Here is a 15,367-nt window from a genome sequence, read left to right as displayed (position 1 = left end):
AGAGGAACATTATGAACTCTGGACTTTTTAAACGTCTTTTCTGTCAGGCCTGTTGCGCCCTGCTGCTGTTAACAGTCGCCCTGGGCAGCTCCGTCTCCGCTGAAGATGCCAAGAAGGTGCTCAAAGCCGGGATTATCGGCCTGGATACCTCGCATGCGATTGCCTTCACCAAGATGCTGAATACCGGCAATCCGGAAGGGGATCTGGCCGGCTGTCGAATCGTTGCCGCTTATCCCAAGGGAAGCCCGGATATTGAATCCAGTGTCTCCCGCGTTCCCGGCTATACGAAGCAGGTGAAAGAAATGGGCGTGGAAATCGTCGATTCCATTCCCGCACTGCTGGAGAAAGTCGATGTGGTCTTCCTCGAAACAAACGATGGTCGTCCGCACCTGAAACAGGCGCTGCCAGTTCTCCAGTCAGGCAAGCCGGTCTTCATCGACAAGCCGATTGCTGCCTCGCTGACCGATGCCGTCGCTCTGTTCGAACTCTCCAAAAAATACAATACTCCCATGTTCTCATCTTCATCACTGCGGTTTGCCAAGGGCGCACAGCGTCTGCGGAACGGCGAAGAGGGGAAGATCATGAAGGCCAGCACCCACAGCCCCTGTTCGCTGGAAAGCACTCACCCCGACCTCTACTGGTACGGGATCCACGGTGTCGAAACTCTGTTTACCGTGATGGGACCTGGTTGTGAGTCTGTCACCCGTACAGTCAGCAATGCTGATCGGGATGAAGTCGCCGGCAAATGGGCCGGTGGTCGTGAAGGGCATTTCGCTGGTGTTCGCAAAGGAACCCCTAAAGGTTATGGTGGAACCGCAGTCGGTAAAAACGGTGAAGTCGCCGTGGGTGGTTACGACGGTTACAAGCCACTGCTGGTGGAGATCGTGAAGTTCTTCCGTACCGGCAAGCCGCCTGTAAGCCCTGAAGAGACACTGGAAATTTACGCATTCATGGAAGCTGCTGACGAAAGTAAACGGCAGGGTGGCAAAGAAGTCACCCTGGCAAGCGTGATGGAAAAAGCTGAAAAGCAGGCTGCGAAGAAGCTGGCCAGGCTCGATGTGGCTGACTCCGGTGCTTCAGAATCAGATAATAAGCTGACTGCAGCGGAAAAAGCAGAAGGCTGGAAGCTGCTGTTCAACGGCGAAAACTACAAAGGCTGGATGTGCAGCAACGGTAAGAAGATTGCAGCCCCGATTGAAAACGGCGCACTGGTGCCTTACAAGTCGGGTGGTTACCTGATTGTCTACAATAAAGAATTTGGTGATTTCAAATTCAAGTGTGATGTCAAGATGCCTGAAGAGTGCAACTCCGGAATCTTTTTCCGCGTGGGTGATCTGAAGAATCCCGTGCAGACCGGCTTCGAAGCGCAGGTCTTGAGTGGTGACGGCACTGGTATGCACGATTTCGGTGCGATCTATGACCTCGTGTCACCTGCAAAGAATCTGGCCAGCGCACCTGGCGAATGGACTCATTTTGAAATCACCTGTAAGGGGCCGCACATCAGCGTCGCCGTGAATGGTGAAGTTGTTGCCAAACTGAATGCAGATGAATGGACCGAGCCGGGCAAGCGTCTGGATGGTTCTTCACACAAGTTCAAAGCAGCCGTCAAAGACTTCCCGAGGAAAGGTTACATCGGTTTTCAGGACCACGGACACAAAGTCTGGTATAAGAATGTAAAGTTGCTGGAACTGTAAGCCGAAACTAAACTCTAAACCATCAAAGTCAAATCCCGCCACCTGAGAGCGTGTTGTTCTCAGGTGGTTTTTTTTGAGTGATCAAAAGCGTTGAAATCGGATTGAGACATCAGGAAACAGGCTGGGAGATTCTCCTGGAAAGACCTGATATGCGTGGCAATCGGAGGCATTACGCATCGGTTCTCAGCATTGAGAATCGCGGAAAAGGTGCTGAATGAACTACGAATCGAGCTTTTCTGATACAGAATGGAAAATGATCCAATTTGTTCCCTGCTTTCACTACAAAACGAGGGGGATCTGTGTAAAATAACCGCGAATTATTGGGCACTAGAGATCTTGCGCCTATAAAAACAGCAAGCACACAGCAGAAACGCCCTTAATCGGATTTGTACAGCATTCAGGTGGTGATTGATACCACATCAGGCGAGTCAGTCAGAAACACTCGTTGCATTCAGGTTCATAATTCAATGATTACAATTAAAAAAGGGCTGGATCTGCCCATCGCAGGTGAGCCTTCCGCTTTGATCGAAAACGGGCCACAAGTTCGATCAGTTGCTTTAATCGGCCCGGACTATATCGGTATGAAACCGACGCTGGCTGTTGAAGTCGGTGATACCGTTAAAAAAGGTCAGTTGCTGTTCAGCGACAAAAAGATCGAAGGCGTCATCTACACCGCTCCCGCTGCCGGGAAAGTGACTGAAATCAACCGCGGTGCAAAACGCGTTTTTCAATCCCTGGTGATTGAGCTCGCCGGCGAAGAAGAAGAGACCTTCACTTCTTACGAAGAAGGTCAGCTCGCCAGTCTGACCCGCGAGCAAGTTACAGAGAACCTGCTGCAGTCCGGACTCTGGACCAGTCTGCGGACCCGTCCTTACAGCAAAGTGCCCTCACCCGAGTCGACTCCGCATTCGATCTTTGTGACCGCCATCGACACCAATCCTCTCGCTCCACCACCGGAAGTGGTCTTGAGCGAAGAGCCCCGTGCATTCTCACAGGGTCTGCAGGTTCTGAAGACACTGACCGAAGGCAAGCTTTATCTCTGTAAAGCACCGGGAACCAATCTGCCAGGCTGCGAACTGGATTTTGTGACAGTCGAAGAATTCGGCGGCCCGCACCCCGCAGGTCTCCCTGGCACACACATTCATTACCTCGATCCGGTCAGTGATAAGAAAACCGTCTGGTACATCAACTACCAGGACGTGATCGCGATTGGCAAACTCTTTAGCACCGGTCAGCTTTACAACGAACGCGTGATTTCTATCGCGGGTCCTGTGGTTAAGAATCCGAAACTGATGAAAACCATCATGGGAGCCAGTCTGGCTGACCTGACGGACGGCAACCTGGAAGAAGGCGTCGATCGGGTGATTTCCGGTTCTGCTCTCGCCGGCCGGACAGCCGAAGGCCCCTTTGCCTACCTGGGACGCTATGCATTGCAGGTTACCGCGCTCAAAGAGGGAACACACCGTGACTTCCTGGGCTGGATGGGCCCCGGGTTCAATAAGTTTTCGGTCGTGCCTGTGTTTGCTTCTTCCTGGATCGGTAAAGGCAAGAAAGTGCCTTTCACTACATCCACTGAAGGTAGTAAGCGAGCCATGATTCCCATCGGCACTTATGAAAAAGTAATGCCGCTGGATATCCTGCCGACCTTCCTGTTGCGGGCACTGATTACAGAAGACACCGAACAGGCAAAACTACTGGGGTGCCTGGAGCTGGATGAAGAAGATCTGTCGTTGTGCACGTTTGTCTGCCCGGGCAAATACAACTACGGATCACTGCTGCGAGACAATTTGACCAAAATTGAAATCGAGGGCTGATACAGTGCTGGCCCGGGAAGGGCTTTGACTGTGAAACTCGCCAAGCCTTCACTGTGTGTGATTGTAAGCCGGATAACTCAATTTGTTTTGAAAGATGTCAGCCTGACTGATCGCTCTGGAACGTATTCGTTTCGGCTCGCAGTCAGAGACAGTCAAAGTTGCTGATGGCCCGCCTGAGCCTGATTCAGGGGCTGTCAAACAGGAAAGATAAACCTCGAAATGAAGCCGTTACGAAATCTTCTTGATAAGATGCACCCCCTCTTCGATAAAGGTGGTAAGTTCGAGAAGCTTTACCCACTTTACGAAGCGCAGGATACCTTCCTGTATACGCCGGGTGAAGTGACCAGTGAAGCCTCTCATGTGCGCGATTCCATCGACTTGAAGCGCATGATGAGTATGGTCATTGTGGCTCTGTTGCCCTGTGTGTTTATGGCACTTTATAACACCGGGTATCAGGCCAATGCGGCGATGAGTACCATGGGCATCGAATCGGTTCCGGGCTGGCGGGGCGCGATCATGTCCTCGCTGGGCGTGGTTCCCGATGCGAACAGCCTGCTCTCCAACCTGGTGCATGGGGCACTCTACTTCCTGCCCGTTTACATCGTCTGTATGGCCGTAGGGGGGGCCTGGGAAGGTCTGTTCTGTATCGTGCGGCGTCACGAAATCAACGAAGGCTTCCTGGTGACCGGGATGCTGTTCCCGTTAACGCTGCCTCCCACGATTCCGCTCTGGCAGGTTGCACTGGGCATCAGCTTCGGTGTGGTCGTCGGTAAAGAAATCTTCGGCGGTACAGGGAAAAACTTCCTTAACCCCGCTTTAACGGCGCGTGCGTTTCTCTACTTTGCCTATCCGGCACAGATCGTGGGTGACACTGTCTGGACCGCCGTTGATGGCTTCAGTGGTGCTACTTCATTAGGGCAGATGGCAACTGCTGCTCCCGAAGTCGGCATGAAAGCAGTCACCAACCCTATCTCTGAGGGAGGCCTCGGTATCTCCTGGTCACAGGCGTTCCTGGGAACCATTCAGGGGTCCATGGGTGAAACTTCGACTCTGGCCTGTCTGCTGGGCGCGATTTTCCTGATCCTGATCGGCGTCGGTTCCTGGCGCGTGATGGCAGGTGTGCTTGCTGGATCGATGGGCTTAGCCACACTGCTCTGGATGATCGGCAGCAATACCAACGCGATGTTCGCCATGCCTCCGCAGTGGCATCTGGTTGTCGGCGGCCTGGCCTTCGGTCTGGTCTTCATGGCGACCGACCCGGTCTCCGCAGCGATGACTGACACCGGACGCTGGTTATATGGAATTTTGATTGGGGGAATGACAATCCTGATTCGGGTGGTCAATCCTGCGTATCCAGAGGGGATCATGCTGGCGATTCTGTTCGGCAACGTCTTCGCTCCTCTGATTGATTATTACGTGGTTCAAGCAAACATTAAAAGAAGGTTGGCGCGAAATGTCGCGTGATTCAATAGGTTTCACATTTATCGTATCGGCCACGTTGTGTGTGGTCTGCTCGATTCTGGTTTCCGGGGCTGCGGTCGGATTGCGCAGCAAGCAGGAACTGAATAAAGAGATTGAACGTAAAAAGAACATCCTCTCCGTGGCGGGCCTGATCCAACCGGGTGACGACGCGAAGAACGTCATGAAGATTTATGACGAACGGGTTGAGGGGATTATCATTGATCTCGACTCCGGAAAAGTCGTAACCGACGACAAGGAACTGTTCCCCAATCCTGCGGAATACGACCAGAAGGCGGCAATAGACAATCCCAAACTGAGCTCGGCAATCGAGCCCAGCAAGGACATCGCCGGGATCAAACGTCGCGAAAATTATTCCTGGGTCTACCTGATCAACGATGAGAACGGTCAGCTGACACAGTATGTTCTGCCCGTCCGCGGAAAGGGTCTCTGGTCTACCATGTGGGGCTTCCTGGCTCTGCAGACCGACCTGACCACCGTGCAGGGGTTGACCTTCTACGAACAGGGGGAAACACCCGGGCTGGGTGGTGAAGTCGATAACCCCAAATGGAAGGCACAATGGAAAGGCAAAGAAGTCTACAATAACGACTTCCAGCCCGATATCGAAGTCATTAAGGGGAGCGTCAATCCGGACTCCCCCAATGCGGAACACGAAGTGGACGGCCTTTCGGGAGCCACCATTACCTCTCGCGGCGTAACCCACCTGCTGGATTTCTGGCTGGGTGATCTAGGATTTAAGCCTTATCTCGAACGAGTTCGGGAAAAGGAGGGAAAGTAATATGAATTCACGGCAAAAAGAGGTTCTGACCGGACCGATTTTTAATAACAACCCGATTGCGTTGCAGATCCTTGGAATCTGTTCCGCTCTGGCGGTAACAACCAAGATGGAGACCGCACTCGTGATGAGTATCGCGGTAACCCTGGTGACCGCCTGCTCGAACGCCGCAGTCGCTTCGATCCGTCTGCAGATTCCCGGCAGTATCCGCATTATCGTGCAGATGACGATCATCGCCTCACTGGTGATCCTGGTCGATCAGTTCCTCAAGGCCTTCGCCTTCGGAATCAGCAAGCAGCTGTCCGTGTTCGTGGGGCTGATTATTACCAACTGTATCGTGATGGGGCGTGCCGAGGGGTTCGCGATGAAAAACGAGCCTGGCATCAGCTTCCTGGACGGGATCGGAAACGGGCTGGGTTACAGTGCCATTTTGATGCTGGTGGCCTTCTTCCGAGAGTTATTCGGTTCGGGGAGCCTGTTTGGAATCCCTCTGATGAAACTGACCCGGGAAGGCGGCTGGTACGAAGCCAACGGCCTGATGTTATTACCTCCCAGTGCATTCTTTATTATTGGCTTCGCAATCTGGGCTCTGAGAGTCTGGAAAACCGATCAGGTGGAGGAAGCATAACATGTTAGAGCATTATCTGAGCCTGTTTATCAAGTGTCTGTTTGTCGAAAACCTGGCACTGGCCTTCTTCCTGGGAATGTGTACCTTTCTGGCCGTTTCCAAAAATGTGAAGACTGCCTTTGGCCTGGGGATCGCTGTGGTCGTCATTCAGACGATTACCGTTCCCGTCAATAACATCATCTATCAGCACCTGTTGAAGAAGGGGGCACTGGCCTGGGCCGGCTATCCCAATGTCGACCTGACCTTCGTCGGTCTGATCTGTTACATCGGCGTGATTGCAGCGATGGTACAGATCCTGGAAATGACCCTCGACCGGTTCGTTCCCGCTCTCTACAACTCGCTGGGGATCTTCCTGCCACTGATTACCGTGAACTGCGCGATCCTGGGGGGAACCCTGTTTATGGTGGAACGCGATTATAACTTCCCCGAAAGCTGCGTCTTCGGATTCGGTTCCGGTGTCGGCTGGGCACTGGCGATCCTGGCGCTGGCAGGCGTGCGGGAGAAAATGAAATACAGTGACGTTCCGCCGGGATTACGCGGTCTGGGCATCACCTTTATTACCGTTGGACTGATGGCGATGGCCTTCATGGCTTTCTCCGGTATCCAGCTCTGAGACTTAACATTTTCCTAATTTATTGAGCGGTTAAAGTTTAATCATGGGTATAGAAATTCTGTTAGGCGTGGTGATGTTCACGGGCATTGTGCTGGCCCTGGTCGCCATCATTCTGGTCGCGAAATCAAAACTGGTTGCCTCCGGTAACGTCACAATTACTGTGAACGAGCAGAAGAAAATCGAAGTTCCCGTGGGCGGGAAGCTGTTGAGCGCTCTCGCCGAGAATCAGATTTTCGTCTCATCTGCCTGTGGTGGTGGGGGAACCTGTGCTCAATGTGAGGTTCGCGTGCTCGAGGGCGGCGGTGATATCCTGCCGACCGAACGCTCTCACTTTAACAACCGCGAAGTCCGTGAAGGCTGCCGGCTTTCCTGTCAGGTGCCGGTCAAGGCTGACATGGACATCGAAGTACCACCTGAAGTCTTCGAAACCAAGAAATGGCAGTGTAAGGTTAAGTCCAACGACAACGTGGCGACCTTCATTAAAGAACTGGTTCTGGAACTGCCCGTCGGCGAAGACGTGAACTTCAAGCCGGGTGGATACATTCAGATCGAAGCCCCGCCGCACCATATCAAATACAGCGAATTCGACATCCCCGATGAATATAAAGAAGACTGGGACAAATTCGATCTCTGGCGGTTCGAGTCCAAGGTCGAAGAGCCGGTCATCCGGGCTTACTCCATGGCCAACTATCCGGGCGAAAAAGGCGTTATCATGCTCAACGTGCGAGTGGCTTCACCTCCGCCCCGCGCACCGGATGGCACTCCTCCCGGGAAGATGTCCTCATACATCTTTAACCTGAAGCCAGGTGATGAAGTTACTATCTCCGGTCCTTACGGTGAGTTCTTTATCCAGGAAACCGATGCCGAAATGATCTACATCGGTGGTGGTGCCGGTATGGCTCCCCTGCGATCTCACATCTACGAACTCTTCAAAGAACGCAAAACCAACCGGAAGGTCTCCTACTGGTACGGTGCCCGCAGTATGCGTGAAATGTTCTACGAAGATGAATTCCGGGCAATCGAAAAAGACTTCCCGAACTTCAAGATGCATATCGCGCTTTCAGATCCGATGCCGGAAGACAACTGGACCGGTCTGCAGGGCTTCATCCACCAGGTACTGCTGGACGAATACCTGAGTAAGCATCCTGCTCCGGAAGATTGTGAGTACTACATCTGTGGTCCGCCAATGATGTTGTCCGCCGTACGTAACATGCTGGATGATCTGGGAGTTGAACCTGAGAACGTCCGGTACGATGACTTCGGTTAACAGACATTCCGCGTGGTTCTGGACTCTCGGCCTGCTGCTGTGTTGCCTGCAGGTCACAGGGTGCCGGAATGATGAGTCAGGCCCCGGTTCTGCTGCATTACAGAAGCAGCAGATCGAAGGCCCGACGATGGGAACGACCTATCACATTACGGTCTGTTCCCCTGCGAAAGAACAGGTTGATAGCGGGCAGCTGAAAAAAGATGTCGATCAGTTGCTCGTGGAAATCAACCAGGAGATGTCGACCTACATCAAAGATTCGGAACTGTCTCTGTTCAACCGGGCAGAACCAGATCAATGGTTACCCGTCGCACCTGCCGTGGTCAAAGTCGTCGCTGCCGGTCTCGAGTTGAGCGAGGACAGTGACGGGGCCTTCGATATGACCGTCGGCCCACTGGTCAACCTGTGGCACTTTGGTCCGGATCCTGGCAAGAAAACGCTGCCTGCGGACGAAAAGATTGAAGCGGCCCGCAAGAAGGTGGGTTATCATCATATCCAGGTGCAGGAGTCACCTGCGGCACTGAAGAAACTGATTCCCGACGTGTACGTCGATCTGTCGGCTATCGCAAAAGGCTACGGTGTCGATGCGGTTGCCGAACTCATCGAGTCACGCGGCATCGAAAATTACCTGGTGGAAATCGGTGGCGAGATGCGGGCCCGGGGCGTCAATCAGCGCGGCGAAGCCTGGAAGGTCGGCATCGAAAAGCCGGTGAGTGAAACCCGGGTGGTGCAGAAGATTGTTCCTCTGTCCGACCTGTCGATGGCGACTTCGGGCAATTATCGTAATTTTTATGAGGTGGATGGCGTCAGCTATTCACATACCATTGATCCCCGTACCGGGCGACCGGCGACTCATAGGCTCGCTTCGGTCACCGTGGTGGGGCAAACCTGCATGAATTGCGACGCGATCGCGACATGCCTGATGGTATTAGGCCCCGCTGAGGGGTATAATTGGGTACAAGAGCGGGACATCGCCGCTTATTTTATCGTGAAAACAGACGCCGGTTTTACAGAACGCTTCTCGCCTGCCTGGCAGAAGCAGTTCGGTGAGGAGCAGTAATTATGTCAACAGTCCTGTTTGCTCTGGGAATCTTTGCCCTGGCCTTCGCGGGGATGGCCGTTGGTGTGATCTTCAGCAACCGGTGTATCAAAGGCTCATGTGGCGGTCTGAACAATATCGATGGGGTCGAAGGCTGCTCCCAGTGCGGTGGTTGCTCAGTCGGCGACAAGATGAAAGAGCAAGATCACGCGACGGCCGCCGGCTCCTGTGCTGTCGAGGAAGAAGATACCAGTCTGACCTCCGGCGCGAAATAGCCTGACCGCTTCAATCGGCTTACTATAGTCAGTCAATGACAGCTCCCTCATAAAATCCGCCGGTAATTTTCAAGATTTTTACTGGCAGTTCGAATCAGATGTGAGACAATACAGTCAAAAGTGGATTCCACCCGCAGGGGAAGCGCTTTTGTGGAACATCACATTTGAAATGAGCGCGACGTCAGTCGCACTCGGAAGAGGAGTTTAGCATGTCATCAGCCGATCAACCGGGCCAGCCGGATCCCGTTTATATTCATACCGAAGAAGCGTCCACGGAACAGACCCAGGCCGAACAGTCTGGCTCTACCTATTCAGAATCGACCCAGTCCGAATCCAGCCAGTCGGAGTCGCAGGAATCATCTACAGGCAAGCAATCTGACTCTACGGGCATTCCGAATTCCATTGAGCGGCTGCGCACCGAGTTCGACAAGCTGCTGGGGGTCGCCGTCGAACAGGGAGAGCGGGCGCTGGATCGTCTGGGCCTGTTTGGGAACGACCCCGTCTGGGTTCCCCGAGTCGATCTGATGGAACTGGACGAGCAGGTTCAGGTCTACATTGATCTGCCCGGCGTAACTGCCGAAGAGATTAACATCACACTGGCCGGCAATATGCTGACAGTGACCGGAACACGTAGCACCGGAACAACAACCACCGCCGGTCAGACTGTGCGGATGAGCGAACGTCCCTCAGGCCAGTTCCGACGTTCGGTTCCCATGCCTGTTGCCGTCGATCCGGATAAGGTCTCTGCTTCCGTGCAAAACGGAATTCTGAGCATCGAGCTGGATAAGGCTTCGACAGAAAAGCCGCGTCAGATTCCGATCAACAGTGCATCCGGCACCAGCTTCTAAACAGGTCAGTCAGCCGGGGACCGCTCCAGGTTCTTAATGAGGTGCGGTTCCACTGACTGTCCCGAAGTCAGATTCATACTGGGGGCGACGATCAGTCGATCACCGGCTTTGACTCCCGCTTTGATCTCCGCTTCGAAATCGTTCATCACCCCCGGTTCGACATCGACGAGCACCGTACGGTTATTCCGAACCACATAGGCCTGCCACTGACCTGATCCGTTGCGGAACAGTGTTGAGCGAGAGACCTTGACTACATCCGGTTTGATGTCCGTGTAGATTTTAACCCGCACCCGAAAGTCGGTGCCCAGAGTCCGCTGCTGCTGTTGCAGCTGTTTGAAGATGTTGCGGTTGAAGCCGATGATGACCTTCACTCGCTGCTGTTCGACGCCCAGCGAAGAGATCTTGGTAAAGCCCTTGGGATAGATCCGTATGACTTTTCCCTGCACGGGATCAGGACCGAGGGCAGGGCCTTCGATGTCGACGGGGGAGCCGACGTGGATGTTGCCCACGTATTGAGAGAGGACATCGGCTTCGACTTCGAGATCATCCAGCTGACCGAGTTCGAGCAAAATTTCGCCGGCGGGCAGTGTACGCTCGTTGGAGAAGTGTTTCGCCAGCACGGTTCCATCGATGGGGCTCCGCATCGTGGCCCTGTTGCGGTCGCGCTGTAACTGCTCGAGCTGAGACTCTGCTTCTTTCTTCTCTTCCTGCAGGACTGCTTCGGAAAGGACTTTCTTCTCTTTGTATTTCTGAATCGAGATTTTGCCAATCTGCATCGCACTTTGAATGGCCTGCAGGGACCGCCAGGTGAGAATGTCTTTCTGGTAATCGATCTCACTCTGTTTTTTGAACAGGTCTGCTTCACTGAGTTCACTGGCCGACAGCGCGTTCTTTTGAAACAGCTGGTACTTGCGGTCGTACTCGTCCCGCGCGTAAGTCCATTTGGCTTTACTGGCATCCTGCTGTTTGCTGGCGGCTTCGACGGTGAGATTCATCGATTTCAGGAACTCATCAAACTGGTCGAGCGAGTTATCTTCCAGGCGATTGTCGGACTGTTCGACGATTTTGCGGGCATACTGTTCCACGCGATACCGGGCTTTCGCGACTTCGGCATCCAGGTCGGAGGTATCCATCTCAGCGAGCACCTGTCCCTGGGTGACCTGTTCATCTTCCTGCACGGTGATGGGCATCACCCGCCCGTTGAGCGGCATGGCGATGCGATAGATGCGAGGCAGGCTGGTCTTGGCGCGTTCTTCGATGAACGCCTTGACGGTGCCTGTCTCCGCGGCTGTGACATCCACCGGCTGTGGCGCGTCGCTGAAAAGATAATACAACCCCAGCACCGCCAGCAGGCCGACTGTGATCAGGATGGATTTTCGGGACATGGTTATTCCTTTACATTCAACGCCTGGAGCCAGTCCATTTTATGAATGGTTTTCTGGACCGGCCAGTGTGAGATCAGCGTAAACAGGATGCCCAGGACGACCGTCATCACCCAACTCAGCATGTAGATGGTAAATGGCATGCGGAACAGTTCGGTATCGTAGGCGATGTTAATGCCTTTGGAAGCCCAGTAACCGGCGGGCAGACCCAGCAGGATGCCGGGCAGATTAACAGAGAAACTTTCGCGGAGGAAGATCGAGCCGACTTCGCCGGGAGTGTATCCCAGTACCCGCAGCGTGGCGATTTCCTGTTGGCGTTCGGATAGCGAAATCAGTGATGCATTGAGAATGCTGCCGAAAAAGATCAGGCAGGAGAAAACGATCACCACGACAATCATCACGATCATCTGGTCGACGAGTACTTCCTGCAGTTTGTCTTTCTGGTCACGGATGGAATTTACCGTCTGAATCGCCGGGACCCGTTTCAGTTGCCGATATATTTTTCGCGTCACTTCCGGTCGAGGATTCGTTTTGAGTTGCACACTGGTCAGCGAATCGGCTTCGCCCATCAAACGGTTCAGGTAATGGAAGTCGGCGTAAACCGTCAACCCCAGGTAACTGTCGATGATTTTCATGACGGGGACCTGGCGGGGAATGCGATCGCCGGAAACGGGAACCATGCGGATCGAGTCTCCCGCCTGGATGTGCAGAATATCGGCCAGTTTGCGTGTGACCAGTAAACCGGTGGGGGGGACTTCAACCCGGTTCCCCTCGGTGTCGCGGGGAATGGTCAGTCGCGCGTCTCGCAGGATCCCGGTGATACCGGTTTTCTTTTCATGGATGCCGTTCTGCAGCGTGCAGCCGACCTGGAACAGCGGTTCTGCATAATCGACTCCCTGGATCTGTTGGGCTTCGAAGTACGCGGAGTAGTCGTGGTCGTCTTTGAAGGTCAGGTCGATATCACTGAGCAGCAGCTTATCGTATTGAAAGTTGAGTAGTGCGAAGGCGGAGTCGTACATGGAAAAGGTAACCAGCAGCAGCATCGCCCCGACGGTCGCCGAGAGCAGTCCGCCAATGGTGCGAGTTCGATTCCGGAAGATGTCGCGCAAAACCATCTGCCAGCGGAAGTCGAGTGCCTGCCAGAAGACGTGAATTCGCTCCAATAAAATCCGCCGGGCCCGTAGCGGCGGTTTGGGCCGCATCGCTTCCGCCGGTGAGAGACGCACGACAGTACGGACCCCTCGGAATGTTCCCAGCACCGCAAAGAAGACGCTGATCAGCATGCCCAGCAGAATCACACGGGGATACATCTGATTAGTCAGCGAGGGGAATTCGAAAAAATTGCGATACTGTGCCGTCATGGCTCCGGCCAGGGAGTAGCCCAGCAGGGTTCCCAGGATGCCTCCCGCCATCCCGATCAGCAGGCCAAACTGAATGAAGTGCCGAAACATCTCCTGATTGGAATAGCCCAGGGCTTTGAGGGTTCCGACCACGGTTCGCTGCTGTTCGGCCATCCGTGACATGAGCAGATTCAAAGCCAGAGCCGCGACAATCAAAAAGATGGTGGGCAGAATAGTGGCACTGATTTTGAGTCCATCGATCTCATTTTTCAGGAACCAGTGCGAGGACTGCTGCGAGAGCGGGGTCGTGGAAAAGACGCCGTAGTCTTCGAGTTCGAGTTCCAACTGATCCAGAATCTGGCGGACACGGTTAGGGCTCTGGTACTGCGGGGCGAGGTGTCCCAGGATCTGGTTGGCCGCTCCTTCAAATCCGAAGACATCTTCTGCGTAGTCATGTTTGAGATAGAACACGCCGTAACTTTCCGGCTCCGGCACGAGTCCACCAGGGCCGATCAGGTAGACAAATTCGGAACTGATGGCGGTGCCGACGATCAGCAGATCCTGTAGTCGGTTGTTGAGAATCAACTGAATGTGATCGCCGGGCCGCAGGTTATGTGCACGGGCGAAAGCATCGTTGACGATGACCTCTTCCTGTCGCTGATCGGTGAAGTAACTACCCTGCTTGATGACGATGCTGTTAATCGGTGCGTTTTCATGTTCGGGCAGCGAGACCGCTTTTCCGGAAAGGGGTTTTTCGACGTCTTCGAGTGAGGCGGTGACTTCAAAGACAATGCGTGGCAGAACATTGGTTACGCCCGGCGTTTGCGCGATCGCCTCGAGATCACCCAGGGGGACCTTCTTGAGTTCGATCGAGAAGTCAGCCATATGACAGAGCCGGTAATAGTTCTGCCGGGAATACTCGAGATTGTCATAGGTCGAAAACATGGCGATGAAACAGCCGATGCCGACCGCGATGATACTGATGATGGCAATCAGAACCCCGCGGGCCGCCAGCAGTTCTCGCAGTAATTTCCGGTGCAGCACTTTCATTACCAGGTAACCTGCTCAGCGGCAATGGGATGTGGATTCAGACGAGCCTCTGCGATGGTGCCTGAGCCGATGCGGACCACGCGTCGGGCCATCTGTCCGATGGCCGAGTTATGAGTGATGATCACAACGGTCTTGCCCAGCTCACGATTCAGATCGGCCAGAACACCCAGGATTTTGCGGCCGGTGGTTAAGTCGAGGGCGCCCGTCGGTTCATCGCAGAGCAACAGTTCCGGCTGTTTGACCAGGGCCCGCGCGATGGCGACTCTTTGCTGTTCACCCCCCGAAAGCTGAGCTGGGAAATGCTCGGCGCGGTCTGAGAGTCCCACCAGTTCCAGCGCTTCATCGGGGGACATGGGGTCGGCGCTGATGTCGGCGGCGACAATGACATTCTCCCGCGCGGTCAATGTCGGCACGAGGTTGTAGAACTGAAATACAAAGCCGATGTTTTCGCGACGATAACGCGTGAGCTGCTGCTCGTTAAAGCGGGAGACATTCTGTTCCTGAAAATAGACTTCGCCCTCGGTCGGCGTGTCGATGCCTCCTACGATATTCAGCAGGGTACTCTTCCCCGAGCCGGAGGGACCGACAATGACCAGGAATTCCCGCGCATAAATCTCCAGATCCACATGGTGCAACACCGGTACTTTCACATCGCCCGTCGTGTACGTCTTGGAAATCGATTGCAGCGAGAGCAGGACTTCCTGTTCTGCGGCAGAAGCGGGAACTGAATTCATTCCAGAAGCGGGCATGACTGTGATCTCGGAAGAGGTAAGATTTCAAGCGGTCATCTGGCAGGGGGCGTCCCTTTGCCACTCTGGATGTACTGATCCCGCTGCTCGGCGTATTCTTCAGCGGTGATGCTGTCTTCCTGCAGATCCGTGATCTTCCCGGAATCTTCGGCGGCCGCTTTTTCGTATTCGGCGAAATAGCGTTTCAGGTAAGGGACACACCAGCCACAGCCCGTGCCTGCTCCGCCGCATTCACTCAATTGACTGGCCCGGCGGGGGCGATGAATGCGAAGATGGTTGATGATTTTGCGTTTACTGATATGAAAACAGTAACAGACTTTGTCGTCGAGTTTCACGTTCAGAGCTAACTATGGTTAAGCCCGCTGACGGGCAGACTGGTTCGCAACAGGGCGAACTTGATTAACGGTGCGGGAGGAC

14 protein-coding genes are annotated in these 15,367 nt (G+C 54.1%); 10 read left to right on the top strand and 4 right to left on the bottom strand.

The window, feature by feature from the left end; translation table 11 throughout:
- Positions 1-11: 11 nt before the first annotated feature.
- The 10 genes from RID21_RS12585 (at position 12) to RID21_RS12540 (ending at position 10,429) form a co-directional block, all read left to right on the top strand.
- Positions 12-1,694, top strand: a complete 1,683-nt coding sequence (locus tag RID21_RS12585; protein ID WP_350189322.1) for a 3-keto-alpha-glucoside-1,2-lyase-like domain-containing protein — start codon at positions 12-14, stop codon at positions 1,692-1,694.
- Positions 1,695-2,161: 467 nt separating this feature from the next.
- The gene (locus RID21_RS12580) at positions 2,162-3,508 is read left to right on the top strand and encodes a Na(+)-translocating NADH-quinone reductase subunit A (protein WP_350189320.1); all 1,347 of its coding nucleotides are present in this window, start codon (positions 2,162-2,164) and stop codon (positions 3,506-3,508) included.
- A 219-nt stretch (positions 3,509-3,727) separates the two neighbouring features.
- The gene (locus tag RID21_RS12575) at positions 3,728-4,972 is read left to right on the top strand and encodes an NADH:ubiquinone reductase (Na(+)-transporting) subunit B (RefSeq protein ID WP_145192555.1); all 1,245 of its coding nucleotides are present in this window, start codon (positions 3,728-3,730) and stop codon (positions 4,970-4,972) included.
- Positions 4,962-5,765, top strand: coding sequence for a Na(+)-translocating NADH-quinone reductase subunit C (locus RID21_RS12570; RefSeq protein WP_350189318.1), 804 nt, complete (start codon positions 4,962-4,964; stop codon positions 5,763-5,765). Before RID21_RS12575 ends, RID21_RS12570 begins: the two co-directional genes overlap by 11 nt.
- Before the next feature lies 1 nt (position 5,766).
- Positions 5,767-6,390: an NADH:ubiquinone reductase (Na(+)-transporting) subunit D gene (locus RID21_RS12565; protein ID WP_155365036.1), complete on the top strand. Its 624-nt coding sequence runs from the start codon at positions 5,767-5,769 to the stop codon at positions 6,388-6,390.
- Position 6,391: 1 nt separating this feature from the next.
- A complete protein-coding gene (nqrE, locus tag RID21_RS12560) occupies positions 6,392-7,003 on the top strand; it encodes an NADH:ubiquinone reductase (Na(+)-transporting) subunit E (RefSeq protein WP_145045036.1) in 612 nt (203 codons plus the stop codon).
- A 43-nt stretch (positions 7,004-7,046) separates the two neighbouring features.
- The gene (gene nqrF / locus RID21_RS12555; protein WP_350189316.1) at positions 7,047-8,270 is read left to right on the top strand and encodes an NADH:ubiquinone reductase (Na(+)-transporting) subunit F; all 1,224 of its coding nucleotides are present in this window, start codon (positions 7,047-7,049) and stop codon (positions 8,268-8,270) included.
- Entirely contained in the window at positions 8,257-9,327 is a 1,071-nt protein-coding gene (locus tag RID21_RS12550; protein ID WP_350189314.1) for an FAD:protein FMN transferase, read from the top strand. The genes nqrF and RID21_RS12550 overlap by 14 nt, the downstream gene beginning before the upstream one ends.
- A gap of 2 nt (positions 9,328-9,329) precedes the next feature.
- Positions 9,330-9,581 carry a hypothetical protein gene (locus RID21_RS12545; RefSeq protein ID WP_350189312.1) on the top strand — a complete coding sequence of 84 codons (252 nt, stop codon included), beginning with the start codon at positions 9,330-9,332 and terminating at the stop codon, positions 9,579-9,581.
- Positions 9,582-9,790: 209 nt separating this feature from the next.
- A complete protein-coding gene (locus RID21_RS12540) occupies positions 9,791-10,429 on the top strand; it encodes an Hsp20/alpha crystallin family protein (RefSeq protein WP_350189310.1) in 639 nt (212 codons plus the stop codon).
- Positions 10,430-10,434: 5 nt separating this feature from the next.
- Here the strand turns inward: RID21_RS12540 and RID21_RS12535 are convergent, their stop codons facing one another.
- Genes RID21_RS12535 through RID21_RS12520 form a run of 4 tightly spaced genes read right to left on the bottom strand, consistent with a single transcriptional unit; the run spans position 10,435 to position 15,285 of the window.
- Positions 10,435-11,814, bottom strand: a complete 1,380-nt coding sequence (locus tag RID21_RS12535; RefSeq protein WP_350189308.1) for an efflux RND transporter periplasmic adaptor subunit — start codon at positions 11,812-11,814, stop codon at positions 10,435-10,437.
- 2 nt (positions 11,815-11,816) lie between these two features.
- Positions 11,817-14,201, bottom strand: a complete 2,385-nt coding sequence (locus tag RID21_RS12530; protein ID WP_350189306.1) for an ABC transporter permease — start codon at positions 14,199-14,201, stop codon at positions 11,817-11,819.
- Positions 14,201-14,950: an ABC transporter ATP-binding protein gene (locus RID21_RS12525; RefSeq protein WP_350189304.1), complete on the bottom strand. Its 750-nt coding sequence runs from the start codon at positions 14,948-14,950 to the stop codon at positions 14,201-14,203. Before RID21_RS12525 ends, RID21_RS12530 begins: the two co-directional genes overlap by 1 nt.
- A gap of 35 nt (positions 14,951-14,985) precedes the next feature.
- Complete coding sequence (locus tag RID21_RS12520) at positions 14,986-15,285, bottom strand: (2Fe-2S)-binding protein (RefSeq protein ID WP_350189302.1); 300 nt, start codon at positions 15,283-15,285, stop codon at positions 14,986-14,988.
- Positions 15,286-15,367 lie beyond the last annotated feature (82 nt).

This window comes from Gimesia sp. (assembly GCF_040219335.1).
GTDB lineage: Bacteria > Planctomycetota > Planctomycetia > Planctomycetales > Planctomycetaceae > Gimesia.
The sequence above is the reverse complement of the archived record's forward strand: the minus strand, read 5'-3'. Positions and strand labels throughout refer to the sequence as shown.